General features: G+C 61.1%; 17 protein-coding genes. 5 read left to right on the top strand and 12 right to left on the bottom strand.

The annotated features are described in order from the left end of the window. Positions 1–57: 57 nt before the first annotated feature. The 9 genes from sucD to sdhC form a co-directional block, all read right to left on the bottom strand. Positions 58–930, bottom strand: a complete 873-nt coding sequence (sucD, locus tag DWB85_RS05885; RefSeq protein WP_117953277.1) for a succinate--CoA ligase subunit alpha — start codon at positions 928–930, stop codon at positions 58–60. After that, positions 930–2,099 (bottom strand): ADP-forming succinate--CoA ligase subunit beta, encoded by a 1,170-nt coding sequence (sucC, locus tag DWB85_RS05880; RefSeq protein WP_117953276.1) that lies wholly within the window; start codon positions 2,097–2,099, stop codon positions 930–932. Before sucC ends, sucD begins: the two co-directional genes overlap by 1 nt. Before the next feature lie 129 nt (positions 2,100–2,228). Continuing rightward, positions 2,229–3,668, bottom strand: coding sequence for a dihydrolipoyl dehydrogenase (gene lpdA / locus DWB85_RS05875; protein ID WP_117953275.1), 1,440 nt, complete (start codon positions 3,666–3,668; stop codon positions 2,229–2,231). 64 nt (positions 3,669–3,732) lie between these two features. Beyond that, positions 3,733–4,959 carry a 2-oxoglutarate dehydrogenase complex dihydrolipoyllysine-residue succinyltransferase gene (gene odhB / locus DWB85_RS05870; protein WP_117953274.1) on the bottom strand — a complete coding sequence of 409 codons (1,227 nt, stop codon included), beginning with the start codon at positions 4,957–4,959 and terminating at the stop codon, positions 3,733–3,735. Between the two features lie 21 nt (positions 4,960–4,980). Then, on the bottom strand, positions 4,981–7,833 hold the full coding sequence (locus tag DWB85_RS05865) for a 2-oxoglutarate dehydrogenase E1 component (protein WP_162846024.1): 2,853 nt from the start codon (positions 7,831–7,833) through the stop codon (positions 4,981–4,983). A gap of 209 nt (positions 7,834–8,042) precedes the next feature. Further along, entirely contained in the window at positions 8,043–8,747 is a 705-nt protein-coding gene (locus tag DWB85_RS05860) for a succinate dehydrogenase iron-sulfur subunit (RefSeq protein WP_117953273.1), read from the bottom strand. Between the two features lie 12 nt (positions 8,748–8,759). Further along, entirely contained in the window at positions 8,760–10,532 is a 1,773-nt protein-coding gene (sdhA, locus tag DWB85_RS05855) for a succinate dehydrogenase flavoprotein subunit (protein WP_117953272.1), read from the bottom strand. Between the two features lie 5 nt (positions 10,533–10,537). Further along, on the bottom strand, positions 10,538–10,897 hold the full coding sequence (gene sdhD / locus DWB85_RS05850; protein WP_117953271.1) for a succinate dehydrogenase, hydrophobic membrane anchor protein: 360 nt from the start codon (positions 10,895–10,897) through the stop codon (positions 10,538–10,540). Then, positions 10,891–11,265, bottom strand: a complete 375-nt coding sequence (gene sdhC, locus DWB85_RS05845; RefSeq protein ID WP_162846023.1) for a succinate dehydrogenase, cytochrome b556 subunit — start codon at positions 11,263–11,265, stop codon at positions 10,891–10,893. Before sdhC ends, sdhD begins: the two co-directional genes overlap by 7 nt. A 315-nt stretch (positions 11,266–11,580) precedes the next feature. On the opposite strand from sdhC, the gene gltA reads away from it, so the two are divergent. Together gltA and DWB85_RS05835 are read left to right on the top strand one after the other, a co-directional pair. Beyond that, the gene (gene gltA / locus DWB85_RS05840; RefSeq protein ID WP_117953269.1) at positions 11,581–12,870 is read left to right on the top strand and encodes a citrate synthase; all 1,290 of its coding nucleotides are present in this window, start codon (positions 11,581–11,583) and stop codon (positions 12,868–12,870) included. 117 nt (positions 12,871–12,987) lie between these two features. Beyond that, positions 12,988–14,109, top strand: coding sequence for a beta-ketoacyl-ACP synthase III (locus DWB85_RS05835; RefSeq protein ID WP_117953268.1), 1,122 nt, complete (start codon positions 12,988–12,990; stop codon positions 14,107–14,109). Between the two features lie 3 nt (positions 14,110–14,112). Here the strand turns inward: DWB85_RS05835 and hisC are convergent, their stop codons facing one another. Then, a complete protein-coding gene (gene hisC / locus DWB85_RS05830) occupies positions 14,113–15,171 on the bottom strand; it encodes a histidinol-phosphate transaminase (protein ID WP_117953267.1) in 1,059 nt (352 codons plus the stop codon). Positions 15,172–15,468: 297 nt separating this feature from the next. Between hisC and DWB85_RS05825 the strand changes: the two genes are divergently transcribed. Genes DWB85_RS05825 through DWB85_RS05815 form a run of 3 tightly spaced genes read left to right on the top strand, consistent with a single transcriptional unit; the run spans position 15,469 to position 20,772 of the window. Next, a complete protein-coding gene (locus DWB85_RS05825; protein WP_117953266.1) occupies positions 15,469–16,443 on the top strand; it encodes an FHA domain-containing protein in 975 nt (324 codons plus the stop codon). 33 nt (positions 16,444–16,476) lie between these two features. Beyond that, a complete protein-coding gene (locus DWB85_RS05820) occupies positions 16,477–18,186 on the top strand; it encodes a SulP family inorganic anion transporter (RefSeq protein ID WP_117953265.1) in 1,710 nt (569 codons plus the stop codon). A 45-nt stretch (positions 18,187–18,231) separates the two neighbouring features. After that, on the top strand, positions 18,232–20,772 hold the full coding sequence (locus DWB85_RS05815) for a fatty acid cis/trans isomerase (RefSeq protein ID WP_117953264.1): 2,541 nt from the start codon (positions 18,232–18,234) through the stop codon (positions 20,770–20,772). A gap of 9 nt (positions 20,773–20,781) precedes the next feature. Here DWB85_RS05815 and sohB read toward each other — a convergent pair whose 3' ends face one another. Further along, positions 20,782–21,840: a protease SohB gene (gene sohB / locus DWB85_RS05810; protein ID WP_117953263.1), complete on the bottom strand. Its 1,059-nt coding sequence runs from the start codon at positions 21,838–21,840 to the stop codon at positions 20,782–20,784. Between the two features lie 14 nt (positions 21,841–21,854). Further along, a complete protein-coding gene (gene nudC, locus DWB85_RS05805; RefSeq protein WP_117953262.1) occupies positions 21,855–22,667 on the bottom strand; it encodes an NAD(+) diphosphatase in 813 nt (270 codons plus the stop codon). Positions 22,668–22,793: the final 126 nt, after the last annotated feature.

The following is a 22,793-nucleotide window of genomic DNA, read 5'->3' as shown; positions in this document are numbered from 1 at the left end:
CGGGCACAAAAAAGGCCCGTCCGCAGACGAGCCTTTGCGAGTACCCAACCGGGTCTGTTACCAGCCGGTAATCTCCGCGAGGGCGGAACCGATGTCCGCCAGTGAGCGTACCGTCTTCACCCCGGCGTCTTCCAGCGCAGCGAATTTCTCGTCCGCCGTACCCTTACCGCCGGAGATGATAGCGCCTGCGTGGCCCATCCGCTTGCCTTTGGGGGCCGTCACGCCGGCAATGTAGGACACAACCGGCTTGGTGACGTTGGCCTTGATATAAGCCGCAGCCTCTTCCTCGGCGGTGCCGCCGATTTCGCCAATCATCACGATGGCCTCAGTGGCCGGGTCGTTCTGGAACAACTCCAGGATATCGATGAAGTTGGATCCGGGAATGGGGTCACCGCCAATACCGACACAGGTGGACTGACCGTAGCCGGCGTCGGTGGTCTGCTTGACCGCCTCGTAAGTGAGGGTGCCGGAACGGGACACGATGCCGACCTTGCCGGGCAGGTGAATGTGACCGGGCATAATGCCGATCTTGCATTCCCCGGGAGTGATCACGCCCGGGCAGTTGGGACCAATCAGGCGCACGCCCAGTTCATCGCACTTGACCTTGGCTTCGAGCATATCGAGCGTCGGAATGCCCTCGGTGATACACACGATCAGTTTGATGCCGCCGTTGGCCGCCTCCAGGATTGAATCCTTGCAGAACGGCGCCGGCACGTAGATCACGGAGGCATCTGCGCCGGTTGCCTCGACGGCCTCGGCAACGGTGTTGAACACCGGCAGGCCCAGGTGCTCCTGGCCGCCCTTGCCGGGGGTAACACCACCGACCATCTGGGTGCCGTAATCAATCGCCTGCTCCGAGTGGAAAGTCCCCTGGGAGCCGGTGAAGCCCTGGCAGATAACCTTGGTGTTTTTGTCGATAAGAACACTCATTATGCTGCTCCTCCTGCTGCTTTAACCGCTTGCTGTGCAGCATCTGTAAGGCTGGTGGCAGCAATAATATTCAACCCGCTGTCCGCCAGTACTTTCTGGCCCAGCTCCGCGTTGTTGCCCTCGAGACGCACCACGACGGGTACCTCCACGCCGATCTCTTCCACGGCGCCAATCACGCCCTCGGCGATCAGGTCGCAACGGACGATACCGCCGAAGATATTGATCAGTACCGCTTTCACATTGTCGTCAGAGAGGATGATCTTGAATGCCTCGGAGACTCGCTCCTTGGTCGCGCCGCCACCCACATCGAGGAAGTTGGCGGGGAAGCCGCCGTGCAGGGCAACAATGTCCATGGTCCCCATGGCCAGGCCTGCGCCGTTGACCATGCAGCCAATATTGCCATCCAGGGCAACGTAGTTGAGTTCCCAGCGGGCCGCGTGGGCCTCGCGCTCGTCTTCCTGCGAGGGGTCGTGCATCTCACGCAGAGTGTGCTGGCGGTACAGGGCGTTGCTGTCGACGCCGATCTTGGCGTCCAGGCAGTGCAGGTCGCCCTTATCGGTAATGACCAGCGGGTTGACTTCGATCAGCGCCAGGTCCTTGTCGATAAACAGCTGTGCCAGGCCCATGAAAATTTTCACGAACTGCTTGATCTGCTCGCCGGCGAGACCCAGTTTGAAGGCCAGTTCGCGGCCCTGGTAGGGCTGGGGACCGGTCAGCGGGTCGATAGTGGCGCGCAGGATCTTTTCCGGCGTTTCCTCAGCCACTTTCTCGATTTCAACACCGCCCTCGGTAGACGCCATGAACACAATGCGGCGGGAAGAGCGGTCGACCACCGCGCCCAGGTACAACTCCTCGGCGATATCGGTACAGGATTCAACCAGAATCTTGCTGACGGGCTGGCCGTTTTCATCGGTCTGGTAGGTCACCAGGTTCCTGCCCAGCCAGTGGGAGGCAAATTCCCGTATTTCGTCTTTGGTCTTGACCAGCTTTACCCCGCCGGCCTTACCGCGACCACCGGCATGCACCTGGGCTTTTACCACCCACATGTCGCCGCCAATCATGTCTGCCGCTTCTACCGCTTCCTGCGGGCTATCTACTGCGTAACCCTTGGAGACCGGCAGTCCGTATTCGGCAAACAGTTGCTTGCCCTGATACTCATGAAGATTCATGTGCTGTCCTGCTCTTCTTTAATCAGCCTATGCTGCTTTCATTTCGGCATTTCGCGACACAGCTGCAAAACACCCCTCGATACCCACACACGCCGGCGATTGGTTTTATTGTACGCGCGCGGGCGAATTCTACTTGCGTTTCTTCCGGTTGGCGATATGAATGGCGTGGCCATCTACCGCCAGTGCAGCCTCGTGAACCGCTTCCGACAGGGTCGGGTGACCAAATACGGTCAACGCCAGGTCTTCGGCGCTGGAGCCGAATTCCATGGCGATTACCACCTGCTGCACCAGATCCGCCGCCGAGGGGCCGGCAATATGGCAGCCCAGGATGCGGTCGGTCTCTTCGTGAGCCAGCAGTTTCACCAGGCCATCGGACTCGTTGGAGGCCAGTGCCCTGCCGCTGGCGGCAAAGGGAAAGGTGCCGGACTTGTAGGGCACACCTTCTGCCTTGAGTTGCTGCTCGGTCTTGCCCACCGCTGCAACTTCCGGGTGCGTGTAAATAATTGACGGAATGCAGTCGTAGTTCATTTGTGCGGGCTTGCCGGCAATTCGCTCGGCGACCATCACCCCCTCTTCCGAACCCTTGTGGGCCAGCATCGGGCCACGGACCACATCGCCCACGGCGTAGACCCGCGGCGCCTCGGTCTCGCAGAAGTCGTTGACGAAGATGAAGCCGCGCTCGTCCAGGGTAATGCCGCTGTCGGTGGAGAACAGTTCTTCCGAGCGCGGGCGACGGCCCACCGCAACGATAAGTTTGTCGAAAGTCTCGCTGTGCTCGCCATCGGCGGTGCTGTAGGACACGGTGACCTTGCCGTCTTTGACCTCGCTACCGGTGACCCTGGCTCCCAGGCGGATATCCAGGCCCTGCTTCTTGAAAATCTTGGCTGACTCCTTGGCAATCTGCTGGTCCATCATGGGCAGGAACTCGTCCAGCGCTTCCAGCATTACCACCTCGGACCCCAGGCGACCCCAGACACTGCCCAGTTCGAGGCCGATCACGCCGGCGCCGATCACGCCCAGCCGCCCGGGTACTTCCTGGAACTCCAGGGCGCCGGTGGAATCGACAATCAGGTCATCGTCAACTGGGGCCGGCGGGATGTTCACCGGCAGGGAGCCGGCGGCAATAATAATGTGCCCCGCCTCCAGCACCTGTACCTTGCCGTCCTTGTCCGTCACCTCAACCCTGGTACCCGCCAGTACTTTGCCGGTGCCGGAAACGGCGGTCACGCCGTTGTGCTTGAACAGGCCGGTGATGCCGCCCGTCAGCTGGTCGACGATCTTGGTCTTGCGGGCAATCATTGCCGGCACATCGATCGTGGTATCGCTCACGCCGATCCCGTGAACCCCGAGTTCGGCCCTGGTTTCGTGATACTTGTAGCTTGAGTCAAGCAAGGCCTTGGAGGGGATACAGCCCACATTGAGGCAGGTGCCGCCAAGACGAACCTTACCCTTGTCGTCCAGCCACTGCTCCACGCAAGCTGTTGACAGGCCCAGTTGTGCTGCCTTGATGGCCGCCACATAGCCGGCCGGCCCCGCACCGATCACCACGACATCGAATTTATCTGACATGTTTCTTCCCGTTAAAAATTAAAATTCAAGGTCCCGTGAACCCCGGGGCCGGATGCGTATCTGTCTACAGCTGCAGCAGGATCCGCGCGGGATCCTCGATCAGATCCTTGACCGCCACCAGGAACTGCACCGCGGTCTTGCCGTCAATCAGGCGATGATCGTAAGACAGGGCCAGGTACATCATCGGCAGGATAACCACCTCGCCATTGATCGCCATCGGCCGCTCCTGGATCTTGTGCATCCCGAGAATCCCGGTTTGCGGCGGATTCAGGATCGGCGTCGACATCAGCGAGCCGAAAACGCCGCCATTGGTCACGGTAAAGGTGCCGCCGGTCATGTCGTCGATGGTCAGCTTGTTATCGCGGGCGCGCAGCCCCAGGTCGCGAATCGCCGCCTCGACATCGGCGATGCTCATGAAATCCGCATCGCGCAGTACCGGCACCACCAGTCCGTTCTCGGTGGACACTGCCACGCCGATATCCTGGTAACCGTGATATACCACGTCATTGCCGTCGATGGAGGCATTGACCTCCGGGAAGCGCTTGAGAGCCTCACAGGCGGCCTTGACGAACATACCCATAAAGCCCAGCCGGGTACCATTGTGGGCTTTCTCGAACTGATCCTTGTACTTGCTGCGCAGGGCCATCATCGGCGCCATGTTCACCTCGTTGAAGGTGGTCAGCATGGCGGTTTCCTGGGTGGCATTGAGCAGGCGCTCGGCGATCTTGGCCCGCATCCGGGTCATCGGTACACGCTTTTCAACCCGCTCGCCCGAGGGTAGCGGTTTCTCGGCCACTGCTGCCGGCGCTGCTGCAGCGGCGGGCTTTGCCGCCTCCGCCTTCCGGGCACCACCACCGGCTTTCATGAACTTGAGAATGTCTTCCTTGGTAATGCGGCCATTCTTGCCACTGCCCTGGATCTGGCTGATATCGAGCTGGTGTTCCTCCACCAGCTGGCGCGCGGCCGGGCCCAGCAGTGCGGCCAGGTCCTCATCAGCCGAGGCCGGGGGCGCCTCGGTTGCGGCCGCTGCGGCCGGTGCCGATGCGGCGGCTGCGCCCTGCTCCAGGGTAGCCAGCAGCTGCTCGCTCTGAATGGTCTCCCCTTCGGGGGCATGAATTTTGCTAATGACCCCGTCCTCGGGCGCCACCACTTCCATCACTACCTTGTCGGTTTCAATCTCGACGATCAGTTCGTCGCGGGATACCGACTCCCCTTCCTGCTTGTGCCAGGCAGCAACTTCACCGTCTGCTACCGACTCGGGAAAGGCCGGGGCCTTGATTTCAATCGCCATATCTCTTCCTTCGCGCTATGACTACCAGGGCACCTCAGGTGCCAGGGCCTTGTTGATAAATGCTTCCAGTTGTTCCAGGTGCAGGGCCATGTATCCCGCCGCCGGCGAGGCGGAACTGTCACGCCCCACGTAATGCAGGTATACATTCTGCTTGTGGTTGAACAATACCCGCCGCATGTGATGCTGGCTGGAGTACCAGGCGCCCTGGTTCATGGGCTCTTCCTGGCACCATACGGCCTCTTCCACATTCGGGTAGTGTTTCAGCACCGCCAGCAGGTCCTCTTCCGGGAACGGGTACAGTTGCTCGATCCTGATCAGGGCGATATGGTCGATTTCGCGCTCCCGACGCGCCGCCCGCAAATCATAGTAGACCTTGCCACTGCACATCACGACCCGTTTCACCTTGTCCTTGTCGAGATCATCGGTTTCATCGAGAACGTTGTAAAAGCGCCCGTCCGCCAGTTCGTCAATGGTGGAAATGGCCTCCTTGTGACGCAACAGGCTCTTGGGCGACATGACCACCAGCGGTTTGCGCAGCGGTCGAATCGCCTGCCGCCTGAGCATATGGAATACCTGGGCTGGCGTGGTGGGTACGCACACCTGGATATTGTGCTCGGCGCACAACTGCAGGAAACGTTCCAGCCTGGCCGATGAGTGCTCGGGACCCTGGCCCTCATAGCCGTGGGGCAGCAACATGGTGAGACCGCAGAGGCGCTGCCACTTGTGCTCGCCACTGGTAATGAACTGGTCGATGACCACCTGGGCGCCGTTGGCGAAATCACCAAACTGGGCCTCCCAGATGACCAGCCCCTTGGGCATGGTGGTGGCGTAGCCGTATTCGAAGGCCAGTACCGCCTCCTCCGACAACAGGGAATCGTAAATGACAAACGGAGCCTGGTCCGCGGCAATGTGCTGCAGCGGAATGTGGCAGCTCTCGTCATTCTGGTTGTGCAGCACCGCGTGCCGGTGGGAAAAGGTGCCGCGGCCCACATCCTGTCCGGTCAGCCGTACCGGGTAGCCCGCCTCGAGCAGCGTGGCGTAGGCCATGGTCTCGGCAAAGCCCCAGTTGATCGGGGTGGCGCCGGCGGCCATCTTGCGCCGGTCCTCCAGGATTTTGGATACCTGTCGCTGCAGCGGAAAATTCTCCGGCGCGACATTGATATCGTGGGCCAGGGTTTGGAGCCTGTGGATATCTATGGTGGTGTCCGCTTCATCCGTCCACACGTGGCCGATGTAGGGCGACCAGTCTACGAACAGGGTCTTGTTGGGTTCACTGACCAGGCTGCTGACCAGCGGTTCGCCGCGGTCCAGGGACTCGCGGTAGCGTTCCACCAGAAACTGGTCCTCACGCTCGGTGAGCGTCCCCGCACTGATCAGCCTGGCAGCGTACAGGTCGCGCGTGGTCTTGTGCTTGCGGATGGTCTTGTACATCAAGGGCTGGGTAACCGAGGGTTCATCAGCCTCGTTATGGCCGCGACGACGGTAACAGATCAGGTCGATTACCACATCTTTCCTGAATTCGGTGCGGTAATCCACCGCCATCTGGGTCACGAACAGGACGGCTTCCGGATCATCGGCATTAACGTGGAATATCGGCGCCTGCACCATCTTGGCAATGTCGGTGCAGTATTCGGTGGAGCGCGCATCCTCGCGCTTGTTGGTGGTGAACCCCACCTGGTTGTTGAGCACGATATGGATGGTGCCGCCGGTTTTGTAAGCCCGGGTCTGGGACATCTGGAATGTCTCCATCACCACGCCCTGGCCGGCAAAGGCCGCATCGCCGTGAATCACGATCGGGGTGACCCGCTCTCCGGTCTCGTCCTGGCGCCGCTCCTGGCGGGCACGCACTGAGCCTTCCACCACAGGCGAGACAATTTCCAGGTGCGAGGGATTGAACGCCAGGGCCAGGTGAATCTCGCCGCCGGGGGTCATCACGTTGGAGGAAAAACCCTGGTGGTACTTGACATCGCCCGAGCTGTCGTAGGCCACCTTGCCCTCGAACTCGTCGAACAGTTCGGACGGGTTCTTGCCGAGAATGTTGATCAGCACGTTGAGGCGCCCGCGGTGGGCCATGCCGATAACAATTTCCTGGACGCCGTAATTGCCCGAGCGCTGGATCATCTCCGCCAGCATGGGAATGAGGCTCTCGCCGCCCTCCAGGCCAAAACGCTTGGTGCCGGGATACTTGGATCCCAGTGACTTCTCCAGCCCCTCGGCCTTGATCAGCCGGCGCAGCAGGGTCAGCTGCACCTCCCTGCCGAAATCCGGGGCACTGCGCACCGACTCCATGCGGGTCATGATCCAGTGACGCTCGTCGGTATTGACGATGTGCATGAACTCCGCGCCGATGGATTTGCAGTAGGTGCGCTCCAGGGCATCGTGGATCTCGCCCAGGGTCGCATCGGACTTGCCGATATGCAGGCTGCCGGTCTGGAACACGGTGTCGTAATCCGCTTCCGACAGTTCGTGGAAGGAAAGCTCCAGGTCGCGAACATGCTCGCGCTCGGCGATGCCCAGCGGGTCCAGTTGGGCCTTCTGGTGGCCGCGCTGCCGGTAAGCTGAAATCAGCTGCACCACCCGCACCTGCTTGCGCTCGTATTCAGTGGCCTGGGAGTCATGGGCGACGGTGGCTTCCGTGCGCACCCGCATCTTGCTGATCTGGGCAAAGCGGTCGCGGATCACCGAGTGGGGTATGTCCTCGGTGTGCACGAAGTCGGATTCAACCCGCGGCAGTTTGTCGAAGTAGTCGCGCCATTGCTCAGGTACGCCATTGGGGTCCCTGAGGTAGGACTCGTAGAGGTCTTCAACGTAGGTGGCATTACCACCTGCTATGTGGGAACTCCGCCACAGGAGCTCCATTGAGCTTTCTTGCATTACAGCCCTTCCGGAAGTAGGGATTGCTTGCCCTTCGCGGGGCAGGTAGAACCGAAGTCTAGCAGCCAGCGGGGCACCCTGCCGACAGGCATCCGCCCCACTCACTTATTGCCGCGCCGGCGCCCCGTTCAAGCGCCGGCATTTAAAGCCAAAAATCGTTTTAAAACAGCCAGATAGACCACAGAGCTAATTCTGGCTATTAACTATTATCAGGTACCCCTGGCAAGCAGCATGTGGCGAATATGACCGATCGCGCGGGTCGGGTTCAGCCCCTTGGGGCACACATTCACGCAATTCTGGATGCCGTGACAGCGGAACACGCTGAAGGGATCATCCAGATTGGCCAGGCGCTCTGCGGTGGCCGTGTCACGGCTGTCGGCGAGAAAGCGATAGGCCTGCAACAGCCCTGCCGGGCCAATAAAACGGTCCGGGTTCCACCAGAATGAGGGACAGGAGGTGGAACAACAGGCGCAGAGGATGCACTCGTAGAGGCCGTCGAGCTTTTCCCGGTCCTCCGGCGACTGCAGGCGCTCGATCGCCGGCGCCGGCGTATCGTTCTGCAGGTAGGGCTGCACCTTTTCATACTGGGCGTAAAACATGCCCATATCCACCACCAGGTCGCGCACCACCGGCAGGCCCGGCAGCGGACGGATCACCAGTTTGTTGCCTTTCACGGTTTCGGACAGCGGCGTTATGCAGGCCAGGCCGTTCTTGCCGTTCATGTTCAGGCCGTCGGAGCCGCAGACACCCTCCCGGCACGAGCGACGATAGGCAACGGTGGTGTCCTGGGCCTTGATCAACTCCAGCACGTCGAGGACCATCAGGTCCTTGCCGCCGGTGTCGATCTGGAAATCCTGCATAGACGGCTCGGAATCCGTCTCGGGGTTGTAGCGATAAATACTGACTTGCAACATGTCCTGTGCCCCTTAGTAAGTCCGGATTTTCGGTTCGAAGGTGTCGACTGTCTTGGGTTCGAAGTTCACATCCCGCTTGCCGACCCGCTTGTCACCCGGGTAGTACATGGAGTGACACAGCCAGTTGTCGTCGTCGCGGTCCTGGAAATCCTCGCGGGCGTGGGCCCCGCGGCTTTCCTTGCGTTCTTCGGCGGTAATCGCGGTGGCTTCTGCCACCTCAAACAGGTTGTGCAGCTCGAGTGCCTCGATCCGCGCGGTGTTGTAGGCCTGGCTCTTGTCTTCCAGGTGGCAGTTCTCAATGCGCTCACGCAGATCGCCGAGCTTCTTGATACCTTCCTGCATGAATTCACCGTTACGGAATACACCGAAGTGATTCTGCATGGTGTTTTGCAGTTCCTTGCGCAGGTCGGCCACTTTCTCGCCGCTGGTAGAGTTGTTGAGCTTGTCAAGCCGGGCCATGGCCGCCTCGACATCGGATTCCGAGGCGTCGCGCATCTCGATACCCTCGCGCAGCGCGTTCTCGATGTACAGTCCGGAGGCGCGGCCGAACACGACCAGGTCCAGCAGTGAGTTGCCGCCCAGCCGGTTGGCGCCGTGCACCGATACGCAGGCTACCTCGCCGCAGGCGTAAAGCCCGGGGATGACCTGGTCGTTGCCGCTGGCGTCGACGGTCAGGGCCTGGCCGTGCACATTGGTGGGGATACCACCCATCATATAGTGACAGGTAGGCACCACCGGCACCGGCTCTTTCACCGGGTCGGCATGGGCGAAGGTGCGGGACAGTTCGCAAATACCGGGCAGACGGGACTCCAGGACCTCCTCGCCGAGGTGATCCAGCTTGAGATAGACGTGATCCGCGTCCGGGCCACAGCCGCGCCCTTCGAGAATCTCCTGAACCATGGAACGGGCTACCACATCGCGGCCTGCGAGGTCCTTGGCATTGGGGGCGTAGCGTTCCATGAACCGCTCGCCGTCCTTGTTGATCAGGTAGCCGCCTTCACCGCGGCAACCCTCGGTGACCAGCACCCCGGCCCCGGCGATGCCGGTGGGGTGGAACTGCCACATCTCGATATCCTGGACGGGGAAGCCGGCGCGCAGGGCCATGCCGATACCGTCGCCGGTATTGATATGGGCATTGGTTGTGGAGGCATAAATCCGGCCAGCGCCGCCGGTGGCGAATACGGTGGCCTTGGACTTCACATAAACGGTCTCACCGGTTTCCATGCAAATGGCGATGACACCGACGACGGCGCCGTCCTGGTTCTTCACCAGGTCGGTGGCATACCACTCATTGAAGAACACGGTGTTGTTCTTCATGTTGCCCTGGTACAGGGTGTGCAACAGGGCATGCCCGGTGCGGTCGGCCGCGGCACAGGTACGTGCAGCCTGGCCACCCTCACCGAAATTCTTGGACTGGCCACCAAAGGGGCGCTGGTAGATGCGGCCTTCTTCGGTGCGGGAAAACGGCAGCCCCATGTGCTCCAGTTCGAAAACGGCCTCGGGACCTACCGAACACATGTACTCGATAGCGTCCTGGTCACCAATGTAGTCCGAGCCCTTGACGGTGTCATACATGTGCCAGCGCCAGTCATCATTGGGGTCGGCACTGGCGATAGCACAGGTGATCCCGCCCTGGGCAGATACGGTGTGGGAACGGGTGGGGAAAACCTTGGAAATCACCGCAGTCTTGTATCCCGACTGGGCCAGTTGCAGCGCTGCGCGCATACCCGCGCCGCCACCGCCGACGATTACACCGTCAAAAGAGATAGTTCGAATACCTGACATAGCTATTAACCCCAGAGGATCTGGACGCCCCAGATCACGTAAATGAAGAGCACCAGGTTACAGCCAATCTGGAAAGCCAGGCGCAACAGGTTGCCTTTACTGCCCATCATGCGCTCGGTGAGGTAGTCCGTTCCTACCGCCCACATGCCAATCCAGGCATGGGCCGCCAGCGCCAGAATGGCCAGCATGGTGAAAATGCGCATGCCGGTGCCGGCGAACATGTCCCGCCATTCGGCGTAGGAAACCCCGCCCAGGAGTGACGCACCGATGCACAGGAAATAGGCGAGAAGAATGACACCACTGACGCGCTGCACCAGCCAATCGGTCGGCCCGGAACGGCCGAAGCTTGTTACTGACTTTACCATATCCAGATCACCGCAAGTAGAGAGAGTACGACAGACAGGGCGATGACGATGCGGGCGCCGGCAATGCCGCCCTCCATTGACTCTCCCACGCCAAAATCCATGATGAGATGTTTTACGCCCGCCAGGGCGTGATAGATCAGGGCGGTAACAATGGCCCAGACGATCAGCTTGGCCAGCAAGCTGTCGAGGCACTCCTTGACCGAGGCAAAGCCATCGGGCCCCGACAGGCTGGTATCGAGCAACCAGAGCAGAACGGCCATACCGACAAACAGTGCTACGCCGGTGGCGCGGTGAGTAATGGACGCCCATGCGGTAATGGGAAGCCGCATGGTACCGATGTCCAGGTTAACGGGACGATTGTCTTTCACATTGGATACCATCGTTAGCGCCAGAAGGCGGTTAAATGTGTGTGGCGCAGGGCCCTTTTTGCCTGCCAGCCTCCGGGCTGACAGTACAAAACGCGCGAAATTATAAGGACTTAGCCCTGTAATTACAAACCCGCGCCCAACTTTGTACCGATATTTTGATCTGCGCCTATCTTCGCCGAACTCCATAATTCGGATTCATGGATTTTAGCGCCTGTTCGCCGACAAGATAGGCGACTTTAGCCTAAGGTCGATTGACAAAAAGTGGGGAGACTCTATAGTGGGCAGCCCCACTGATTCTACTAGCAGGACTCCCCTATGAGCGAGAAAAAAGCCACTCTCAAGATGGACGGAATCGATGAGGCGATTGAGCTGCCCATCTATTCGGGGACCCTGGGCCCCGATGTCGTTGACGTGGGCAGCCTCACCGGCAAGGGCATGTTTACCTACGATCCGGGTTTTGTCTCCACGGCGGCCTGCGAGTCTCAAATCACCTACATCGACGGCGGCAAGGGTGTGCTGCTGCATCGCGGTTATCCTATCGAACAACTGGCAGAGCACTCCGACTACCTGGAAACCTGCTACCTGCTGCTCTACGGGGAGCTGCCCACCCGCGAAGAGAAAGAAAATTTCGTCAGCACCGTGACCAATCACACCATGGTGCACGAGCAGCTTGCTCACTTCTTTAACGGCTTCCGCCGCGACTCGCACCCCATGGCCATCATGTGTGGCGTGGTGGGTGCCCTGTCTGCCTTCTACCACGATTCCCTGGACATCTCCAACGAGCACAGCCGCCAGGTGGCGGCGTTCCGGCTGATCGCCAAGATGCCGACGATTGCCGCCATGAGCTACAAGTTCTCCATCGGCCAGCCTTTCATGTACCCCGACAACAGCATGAGCTATGCCGAGAATTTCCTGCACATGATGTTCGGTGTTCCCTGTGAGGACAGTAAGGTAAGCCCGGTACTGGCCAAGGCCATGGACCGTATCTTCCTGCTGCACGCCGACCACGAGCAGAACGCATCCACCTCCACCGTCCGGCTCGCCGGTTCCTCCGGCGCCAACCCCTTTGCCTGCATCGCGGCGGGCATCGCCGCGCTGTGGGGACCCTCCCACGGCGGCGCCAACGAGGCGGTCCTGGACATGCTGGAAGAGATCGGTGACGTCTCGCGGATCGACGAATTCGTCGCCCGCGCCAAGGACAAGAACGACCCCTTCCGCCTGATGGGCTTCGGCCACCGGGTTTACAAGAACTTCGACCCGCGCGCCAAGGTCATGAAAGAGGCCGCCGACGAGGTCCTGGCGGAGCTGGGCATCGAGAACGATCCGCTGCTGGCCATCGCCAAGCGCCTGGAAGAAATCGCCCTGGAGGACGAGTACTTCATCGAGAAGAAACTCTACCCCAACGTGGATTTCTACTCCGGCATCATCCTCAAGGCCATCGGTATCCCCACCAGCATGTTCACCGTGATTTTTGCCGTGGGCCGCACCGTGGGCTGGATCGCCCACTGGCACGAGATGATCAGCGGCAGCTACCGCATCGGTCGCCCCCGCCAGCTGTACACCGGCCACACCCAACGCGATTTCGTGCAGCTGGACGACCGCTAACAGGGTCCTTGTCGGCACCCACGCGGCGGGGGATAATCCCCGCTGGTCCGGGCGCCTGCGAACATCAAAGCCGCCCGGGCGGCTTTTTTATTGCCCCCCACAGTACAGGGATCCCCCATGACCGACATCGTCATCAGCGGCACCGGCCTATATACACCCCGCGAATCGATCAGCAATGCGGAGCTGGTAGCGTCCTATAACACCTACGTTGACCTCTACAACGAGGAGAACGCCGAAGCCATTGCCGCTGGCGAGTTGCCGCCCCTGCAGCATTCCTCCGCCGAATTCATCGAGAAAGCCTCGGGCATCAAATCCCGCTATGTCATGAACAAGTCGGGTATTCTCGACCCGCGGCGAATGGCCCCGCTGCTGGCCGAGCGAGCCAACGAGGAACCGTCGATACAGTGTGAGATGTCAGTGGCTGCAGCCACCGAGGCTATGGCCCAGGCTGGCAAAAAAGCCGCGGACATCGACGCCGTCATCGTCGCGGCGTCCAACCTGCAGCGCCCCTACCCCGCTGTGGCGGTCGAAATACAGGATGCGCTGGGTATCGACGGATTTGGCTTCGACATGAATGTAGCCTGTTCGTCGGCAACCTTCGGCATCCAGCAGGCCAGGGACATGATCGCCACTGGCAGCGCCGGCTGTGTGCTGATGCTCAACCCGGAGATCTGCACCGGCCACCTGAACTTCCGCGACCGCGACTCCCACTTTATTTTCGGCGATGTCTGTACCGCGGTGATTGTGGAGCGCGCCGAAACGGCAACAGCGGCAGAGCAGTACCAGATTGTCGACAGCAAACTGCAGACGATTTACTCCAACAACATCCGCAATAATTTCGGCTTCCTCAACCGCGGCGACGAATCCGGCATTGGCAAGCCGGACAAGCTGTTCGTACAGGAGGGACGCAAGGTATTCAAGGAGGTATGCCCGGCGGTGGCCCGGCAGATTTCCGAACAGCTGGAGCGCCTTGATATCGAGCCGCAGCAGCTCAAACGCATGTGGCTGCACCAGGCCAACCTGAGCATGAACCAGCTTATTTCCCGCCGCGTGCTCGGCCGCGACCCCAGCCCGGAAGAGTCCCCTACCATTCTCGACGAGTACGCCAATACCAGTTCTGCGGGGTCAGTTATCGCCTTCCACAAGCACCGCAGCGACCTGCGCAGCGGTGATCTCGGCGTGCTCTGCTCTTTCGGCGCGGGCTACTCCATTGGCAGCGTGGTGCTCAGGAAGCTGTAGCACTCAGGCCAGTATGTCCTCCAGGGCGCGGAGCATGGCGTCCATGTCCTCATCCGTACCGATACTGATGCGCAGGAATTCGCTGATTCTCGGCTTGTCGAAGTAGCGCACGATGATCTGGCGCTCGCGCAGCGCGGCGAACAGCTCGCCCGCGGCCACCTGTGGGTGGCTGGCGAACAGAAAGTTGGCCGCCGACGGCAACACCGCAAAGCCCAGGGCCTGCATGCGCGTCGCCGTTCTCTCCCGGGTCTGGATCACCCGCTCGCAGCAGTCGCTGAACCATTGTTCATCGGCCAGTGAGGCCAGCATCGCGCGCTGGGAGACCACGTCCATGGGATAGGAGTTGAAGGAGTCCTTGATGCGCACCAGCGCCTCAATGAGCTGCTCCTGGCCGAAAGCCGCACCCACCCTGAGCCCCGCCAGGGAGCGGGACTTGGAAGCCGTCTGCACGACCAGCAGGTTGTCGTGCTCGGGAATCAACCGGGTGGCGGACTCACCGCCGAAATCGATATAGGCCTCATCGATAACCACCACGGCGTCGGCGTGGTGCCGCAATAGCTGGCGGATTTCGTCCAGCCCCAACAGTACCCCCGTAGGCGCGTTGGGGTTGGGAATAATGATGCTGCCGCAGTCCTGGGGAAAGGCCTGGACATCCACCCGGAAGTCGGCGGTCAGCGGGACCTGGGTGAACTCGATCTCGTAGAGCGCACTCCACACCGGGTAGAAGCTGTAACTGATATCCGGAAACGCCAGCGGCCGCTCGTGCTTGAGCAGTCCCTGGAAGGTGTGGGCAAGCACCTCATCGGAACCGTTGCCGAGAAAGACCTGGCCAGGGGAAAGGCCCTCACGACGGGCGAAGGCAGCGCGCAATTCGCTGGAATCGGGATCGGGGTAGCGCCGGAGACTGTTGCCGCTGGTACCGGCGATAGCCGCCAGCACCCCCGGCGCCGGGGGGTAAGGGTTCTCATTGGTGTTGAGCTTGACCAGCCGCTCTCCCCGCGGCTGTTCGCCGGGCACATAGGGGCTGAGGCCAGCGGCCAGTTTGGTCCAGAAACGGCTCATGGCTTGACAGATTTCTCCGGATGGCAAAGCGCGCAGTTTAGCGCAGAGCACGGGGGAGGTCATGGCCATAAAAAAACGGCCATCCCTGGCCGCTAATTTCCGCGTGGTGTGCATTCCAATGCACGGGTGCATTATCTCTCGGCGGCGATGACATAACCATTACGGCTCATTACAGCGACAGTTGCGTGAGCCAGAGAATTCCTCTATTTTTACGGCTAACTTATTGAGCTTGTGGCTCTTTTTCTTACTTTGGCGCCAACCCAGGTAGCCTCCAGCGCGGAACAATACCCCCCCACAATGGCGCAGATACGTGATACCGAGAGCAACAAATCCTACCCCTTGCGAGCCCACCACACCTTCGGTCGCTGTACCGAGCGCTCGGACACGGTGGTCAGCAGCCCTATCACCTCCCGTATTCACCTGGCCCTGGAGTGGGACGGGCAGCGCTGGAACGCCCGCGACCTGAGTAAAAACGGTACCTGGCTGGGGAGCTCCCGGCTGACGATAAACGAGAGTACCCCGCTGCAGCGAGGCGACAGGTTGCACCTGGGGTCGCCGGAAATGCCTCCCCTTGAACTGATTGACGACAGCGCTCCGGTTACTTCGCTGCTGGGACTGGACGGCGCCCCGACCCTGGCACTGGAGCCTTTTGTGTTCCTGCCGGACCAGGAGCAGCCCCAAGCCGTGGTGACCTGGTCCTACCAGCAGCGCTCCTGGTTATTGCACCCCATGGAGCACGATGGCGCACAGCATGCCGACCTGCTCCTGCACCACGGCGACATCGTCAGCTTCGGCGGTCAACGCTGGCAGGTGTTCCTCACCGAAACCGAGCAGAGCACTGAAATCAACCAGCCTCCGGACAACAGCCTGGAGGACATAGAATTTGTGTTTGACCTCAGTCAGGACGAGGAAAACACCGCCCTGAAAATGAATCTGGCCGGGGCAGAAGTCCCGCTGGGCGAGCGCTCGCATCACTACCTGCTGCTGCACCTGGCTCGCCTGCGCGCCATGGAGGCCGCCAGGGGCTACGATGGCAAGACCCAGGGCTGGGTGGACAACGAGCAGATCAAGAAAGACCTGGGCATGGACATGCCCCACATCAACATCATGATTTTCCGGGCGCGCAAGCAGATAGCGGAGAAGCTTGCCGATACCTGGGACTCCGAGCACCTGGTGGAAAGAGGCAAGGGGCGCATGCGCTTTGGCGGGTCACGCTTCAAAATCTACAAGGGAGAACAGCTCGCTTTCGCCCTTTCCCCCGACGCATCCTGATTCCGTGGACACGCAAGAAGGCGCCCATTGATCATGCCCTGGCAGTGGTTGCGGGAATACCGCCGGGAAACCTTCGCCAGCGATTTGCTGGCCGGCGTGATTGTTACCATCATGCTTATCCCACAGTCCCTGGCTTACGCGCTGCTGGCCGGATTGCCCGCCGAAATGGGTCTTTACGCCAGTATTTTGCCGCTGCTTGCCTACGCGCTGCTCGGTAGCAGCCGCACCCTGTCAGTGGGGCCGGTAGCGGTGGTGTCGCTGATGACGGCCATGGCGGTGGGCAAGATCGCCGAAACCGGCAGCGTGGAGTACGCATCGGCGGCCATCGCCCTGGCGGCACTGTCGGGCCTGATGCTGCTGGCCCTGGGCTTCTTGTGCTTCGGTTTCCTCGCCAATTTCCTGTCTCACCCGGTGGTATCGGGGTTTATCACCGCCTCGGCGATCGTCATCGGGCTCAGCCAGGTGCGCCACCTGCTGGGTGTTGAGGCGAGCGGCGACAACCTGCCGCAACTGGTTCTCTCACTGTTTCGCCATATCGCCGACACCAATCCGCTTACCCTGTTGACCGGCCTGCTGGCACTGGTTTTTCTGGTGTGGTCACGCAAGTCCTTGCAGCCGCTGCTGCTGAAACTCGGCCTGCCGACCATCGCCGCAGGCATACTGTCCCGGGCCGGCCCTGTGCTGGTGATGATGGCAACCGTGGTCGCAAGCTACCTGCTGGACTTTACCCAGTACGACGTCGCCCTGGTCGGCGCCATCCCCAGCGGCCTGCCCTCGCTGAGCCTGCCTCCCCTGGATACAGCACTGTGGACACAACTGGCTGGCTCGGCACTCCTGATTTCCATCATCGGCTTCGTCGAATCAGTGTCGGTGGGCAAGACCCTGGCGGCCAAACGGCGGCAGCGCATCAACCCCAACCGGGAACTGGTCGCCCTCGGTGGCGCCAACATGGCATCGGCGGTATCTGGCGGCTTTCCGGTGACCGGCGGGTTCTCGCGCTCCGTGGTCAATTTCGATGCCGGGGCACAAACCCAGGCGGCGAGTATACTGGCGGCGATAGGTATTGCCCTGGCGGCCCTGTTTCTCACGCCAATACTGCGTTACCTGCCCAATGCCGCCCTCGCCGCCACCATTATTGTCGCAGTCTCCAGCCTGGTGGATCTCGAGCTGTTGCGCCGGGCCTGGCGCTATTCGGTGTCGGACTTTGCCGCAGTAATAACCACGATTATTGCCACCCTGCTGCTGGGCGTCGAGTTGGGGGTACTGGCGGGAATCGTGGTTTCCATCCTCCTGCACCTGTACAAAACCACGCGTCCGCACATGGCGGTAGTGGGCGCGGTGGCCGGCACCGAGCACTACCGCAACGTGGAGCGACACAATGTGATTACCCACCCGAACCTGGTGTCACTGCGGATTGACGAGAGCCTTTATTTCGCCAATGCCAGCTACCTGGAGGACTATATCTACGAGCTGGTGGCGGATAACGAGAAGCTGGAACATGTGATTCTCCAGTGCACGGCGGTCAATGAAATCGACATGAGCGCACTGGAGGCGCTGGAAGCCATAGACCACCGCCTGCGGGAACAGGGCATCACCCTGAACCTCAGCGAGGTCAAGGGGCCAGTAATGGACTCCCTGCAAAGCATCGACTTCCTTCCCCATTTATCGGGCAGGGTCTTTCTCAGCCATCACCAGGCGGTGAAAGCGCTCAAGACGGACGAGATAGAGCCCTACATCATTTGAAGCAGCGTCCTGTTAGTATCGACTGAAATCGAGGCGAATCACCATATGAGCAGTAAATTCCTTATCAGCAGCGGACTATTCCTGTTTGTGGTGCTGGCTATTGCCACCCTGGCCTACCTGACCCAGGAGGAAGAGCCCGACTGCAGCGACCTGCGCCAGGATATCACGGCGGCGGTGCTGGCCGATTCCGAAGGCGACCAGGACGCGCTGACCAACCGGGCGATCCTGATGCGCGGCGCCTGCAGCAAGCAGAGCAAGGACACTGCCCCCGCGGCCGGGGAGGCCCCAGCGGAGGACGAAGCCGGGAAGACCCCGGCTGCAGAGGCCGGGAAGGAGATAGCCCCGCTGTCGCTATCGACGCCGGCGACACAATCACCGGCCTCGCCGCCGGCAACGGTGGCCACCGACACCGCCATGGAAATCCTCGAACACCGCTGCATAGTCTGCCACGGGTGCTACGATGCGCCCTGCCAGCTCAAACTCGAAGCCATGGCCGGGCTCGAGCGCGGGGCAAGCAAGGATCTCGTTTACGATGGGACGAGACTGGTCGCGGATAACATGACCCGGCTGTTCGACGATGCGCTCAGCGAGCAGGGCTGGCGCGACAAGGGCTTTTATCCGGTGCTGGACGCGGACGATCCGCGCAAGGGCGTCATGTACCGGATGCTGCAGCTAAAGCAGGCCCATCCGCTTGCCGGCGACGGGCCCATGCCGGAGGGCTTCGATTTCTCCCTCTACCGGGACCAGCACTGCCCCAGGCAGGATGAATTTGACCAATACGCCAGCGAGAAACCGCTCTGGGGCATGCCCTATGGCTTCCCGGGGCTCAACAGCGAACAACACAGCACGCTCAGCGACTGGCTGCTCGCTGGCGCCCCGCGGACGCCGCCAGCACTGCTTGCTCCTGACCAGGCCGCACTGCTGGACCGCTGGGAGAGCTTCCTCAACCAGCCGGACCTGCGCCACCAGCTGGTTGCCCGCTACATTTACGAGCACCTGTTCCTGGCCACCCTGTATCTGGATATGGACGATAACAGAACCTGGTTCCGCCTGGTGCGCTCGCGCACCGGCCCCGGTAAACCGCTGGACCTGATCGCTACCCGCCGTCCCTACGATGATCCCGGCGTCGAGCGGGTCTATTACCGGCTGCAGCGCATGCCGGTGGTGACCATCGCCAAGACCCACATGCCCTATCGCATGGACCAGGCCCGGCTGGACTGGTACCGGGAGCTGTTCATCGACGCCGATTACCAGGTGAAAAAGCTGCCCGGCTACGACCCCAAGGTGGCGTCCAACCCGTTCCGCACCTTCCGCGCCCTGCCCATTAACTCGCGCTACCGCTTCCTGCTGGAAGAGTCGCGGTTCACCATCATGAATTTCATCAAGGGCCCCGTGTGTCGCGGCCAGATCGCCCTCAACGTTATCGACGATCACTTCTGGGTGATGTTCGCCAATCCGCGGGAGATCGATGTGGACCTCGACGCGGAATTCCTCGCCGAGGAGAGCGATAATCTGGGCCTGCCCCACCCCACTACCGGCACCGTCATCGACATCGTGCGCTGGCGCAGTTACGCCAAGGCGAATGCCCGTTACCAGAAAGCGCGCTCGAAGCTCATCGACGAACTGCTCAGCGAGGGCCAGCGCCTGACCATCGACTCGATCTGGGACGGGGATGGCAACAACGCCAATGCCTCGCTGACCGTGTTCCGCCACTTCGATACCGCCTCGGTAGTCAATGGCATGGTGGGCAACATTCCCAAAACCGCCTGGATCATCGACTATCCCCTGCTGGAGCGCATTCACTACCTGCTGGTGGCGGGTTTTGACGTTTACGGTGCGGTGGCCCACCAGCTGCAATCGCGGCTGTACATGGACTTCCTGCGCATGGAGGGCGAATTCAACTTCCTCCTGTTCATGCCCAGCGACCAACGCCTGGCGATGCACGATTACTGGTACCGCGACGCCCGCAGGGGCTACCGCGAGCACTATGTCGAGCTCAATGCGATGGCGGCGGAAACCATTGCCATCGACTACCAGACCGACGACCCGAAACGGGAGTTCCTGGAAATACAGCGAGAGCGGCTGTACGGCGCCACAGCCGGGCGTTTTGACTACCGCCGCGAGGGCGCTTCTGCCGCGGTTACCCAGGCGCTGGCCGCGTTGGAGAACAAGGTTGGCCGACACAACAGCTTCATGGAGAGCGTCAGCTTCGTCAACCTGATCGGCGACAGCCGCGACGAGTTCTACACCCTGGTGCGCAACAGCGCGCACTCCAATATCGCCGAGGCATTCAACGAGGATGAGCGGCGCCTGCCCGACGAGGATACCCTGACCGTGGTGCGCGGCTTCATCGGTGCCTACCCGAATTATTTCTTCCAGGTGGAAGAGAAGGAGATCGATCGGTTTGTCGCCGCGATCATGGCCATCGACAGCGCCGCGGACTACGAGCAGCTCAAGCAGGTTTACGGCGTACGGCGCAACGCCCCGTGGTTCTGGCGGGTGGTGGACAAGGTCCACGCCCGCTCGCGCTGGCTCAATCCCAGAGAGTACGGCATCTTTGACCTGAGCCGTTACGCCGGCACCTGAAGGCGCTGACTACAGCGGCGGCCTGCCCTGGCCCCGCTGCCAGATTTTCAGCAGGGCTTTTTCCAGCGCGCCCTCGGCGGCAATGCCGAGTTTTTCCTGCCAGTTTTTTTTCAGCACGAAGCGCACATCGTACACGTCCCAGTCCTGCAGGCGTTGCTGGATGAAGGCATCGGAGGTGACAAGCTCGTCCACCAGACCCTCGTCGAGCGCCTGCTTGCCGTACCAGACCTCGCCGGTGGCGACCTTGCTGATATCCAGCTGCGGCCGATGGGTGCTGACAAAGTCCTTGAACAGCTGGTGGGTTTTCTCCAGCTCCTCGGTAAACTTCTCCCGGCCCTTGTCGGTGTTTTCCCCGAACATGGTCACGGTGCGCTTGTACTCACCGGCGGTGAACAATTCGAAGTCGATGTCGTTCTTCTTCAGCAGGCGGTGGAAGTTGGGCAACTGGGCCAGCACGCCGATGGAGCCAATCACCGCAAACGGCGCCGCAATAATGCGGTCGGCCACGCAGGCCATCATATAGCCGCCGCTGGCCGCCACCTTGTCGACGGCAATGGTCAGCGGCACGCCGGCGTCGCGAATGCGCTGTAACTGGCTGGCAGCCAGGCCATAACCGTGCACCAGGCCGCCGGGGCTCTCCACCCTGACCAGCACCTCGTCGCCGTCCTCCGCCTGGTTGAGCACCGCACTGATCTCCTCCCGCAGGTTATCGCTGGCACTGGCCTTGAGATCGCCGTCGAAGCCCATCACATATAAACGCTTGCGTTGCCCGGCTGCCGCGGCGTCACCCTTGCCGGCCTTCTTTGCCGCTTTGGCGGCCTTTTTCTTCTCTTTTTTCTTTTCCTTGCGCTCGGCCTTCAGCCGCTCCGGGTCGCTGACCACATGCTGCAGCTGGTCGCGCATCTGCTCATACTTGTCGTTGAGATCGCGAATTTCGATATGGCCCTCGTGCTGTTCCGCCTTGCTGCGCTGGCCGACAGCGACCAGGCCAGCCACAACAACCAGGACGGCCCCCACCAGGGTGACCGCCTGGGCCAGGAAAAGTCCATACTCGTAAATAAATTCCAAGTGTTACTCCAAACTCAGGAAAGGGATTGCAGGTGGTGTTGAATCAGCTGTCCGGCAACCGAGGCCGGCGGTGGAATCATTGGCAGGCTGTGAGGGTGGAACCACTGGGCATCGGCTATTTCGCCGGGTTCGCAGACTATTTCGCCGCCGGCGTACTCGGCAAAATAACCGAGCATCAGCTGGTTGGGAAAAGGCCAGGACTGGGACTGGAAATAGCGCAGCGCGCCAACCTCCAGGCCAACTTCTTCCCTGACCTCGCGCACCAGGGTCTCTTCCGCTGTCTCGCCTGCTTCGATGAAGCCCGCCAGGGTACTGTACATTGGCCGGGGATTATTGGCAGCCCGCGCCAGCAGCATTTCCTCGCCCCGGGTCACCAGCACGATAATACAGGGCGCGATGCGCGGGTAATTGGTCATACCGCAGGGCTCGCAAACCATCGCCCGCTCTGCCGGGTGTGGGCGCATGGGAGAACCGCAGCGGCCGCAAAACTGGTGGTCGCGTTCCCAGGCCAGCACCTGTGCCGCGCGCCCGGCGAGGGAAAACAGTGGTTCGTCCACGCGCCCGAGAATTTGCCACAGGCTGCCCAGCTGGTAGTCCATGGGGTCCAGCTGGTGGCTGGCGTCTATTTCCACCGCGAAACAGGGCTGTTCGCGCCAGTAGCCCATGAAGTGGCGTTTACGCACCTGCCAGCCGCCCTGTTCAACCAGTGTCTGCTCCAGCAAACAGAGGCTCGACGAGCGCATGTTGCTCACCAGCTTGCCGTTCTGGAACACGATATGGAGGGCGTTGGCCGGGGAATCAGGGGCCTGGTTGTCGGGGCGGAACATGTTGGACGGCTATCGGCAAAACGACCGGCTATAGTATGCCCCCACCGGCCCCAACTCAAGGGCTCAGGGCCGGCAATATATGCCACTATAGTAGAAGGGCAAGCTGGCGAAAATTAGCGTAGAATC

It is taken from the genome of Seongchinamella sediminis, from assembly GCF_003457605.1.
GTDB lineage: Bacteria > Pseudomonadota > Gammaproteobacteria > Pseudomonadales > Halieaceae > Halioglobus > Halioglobus sediminis.
This window is presented reverse-complemented; position numbering and strand designations above follow the sequence as displayed.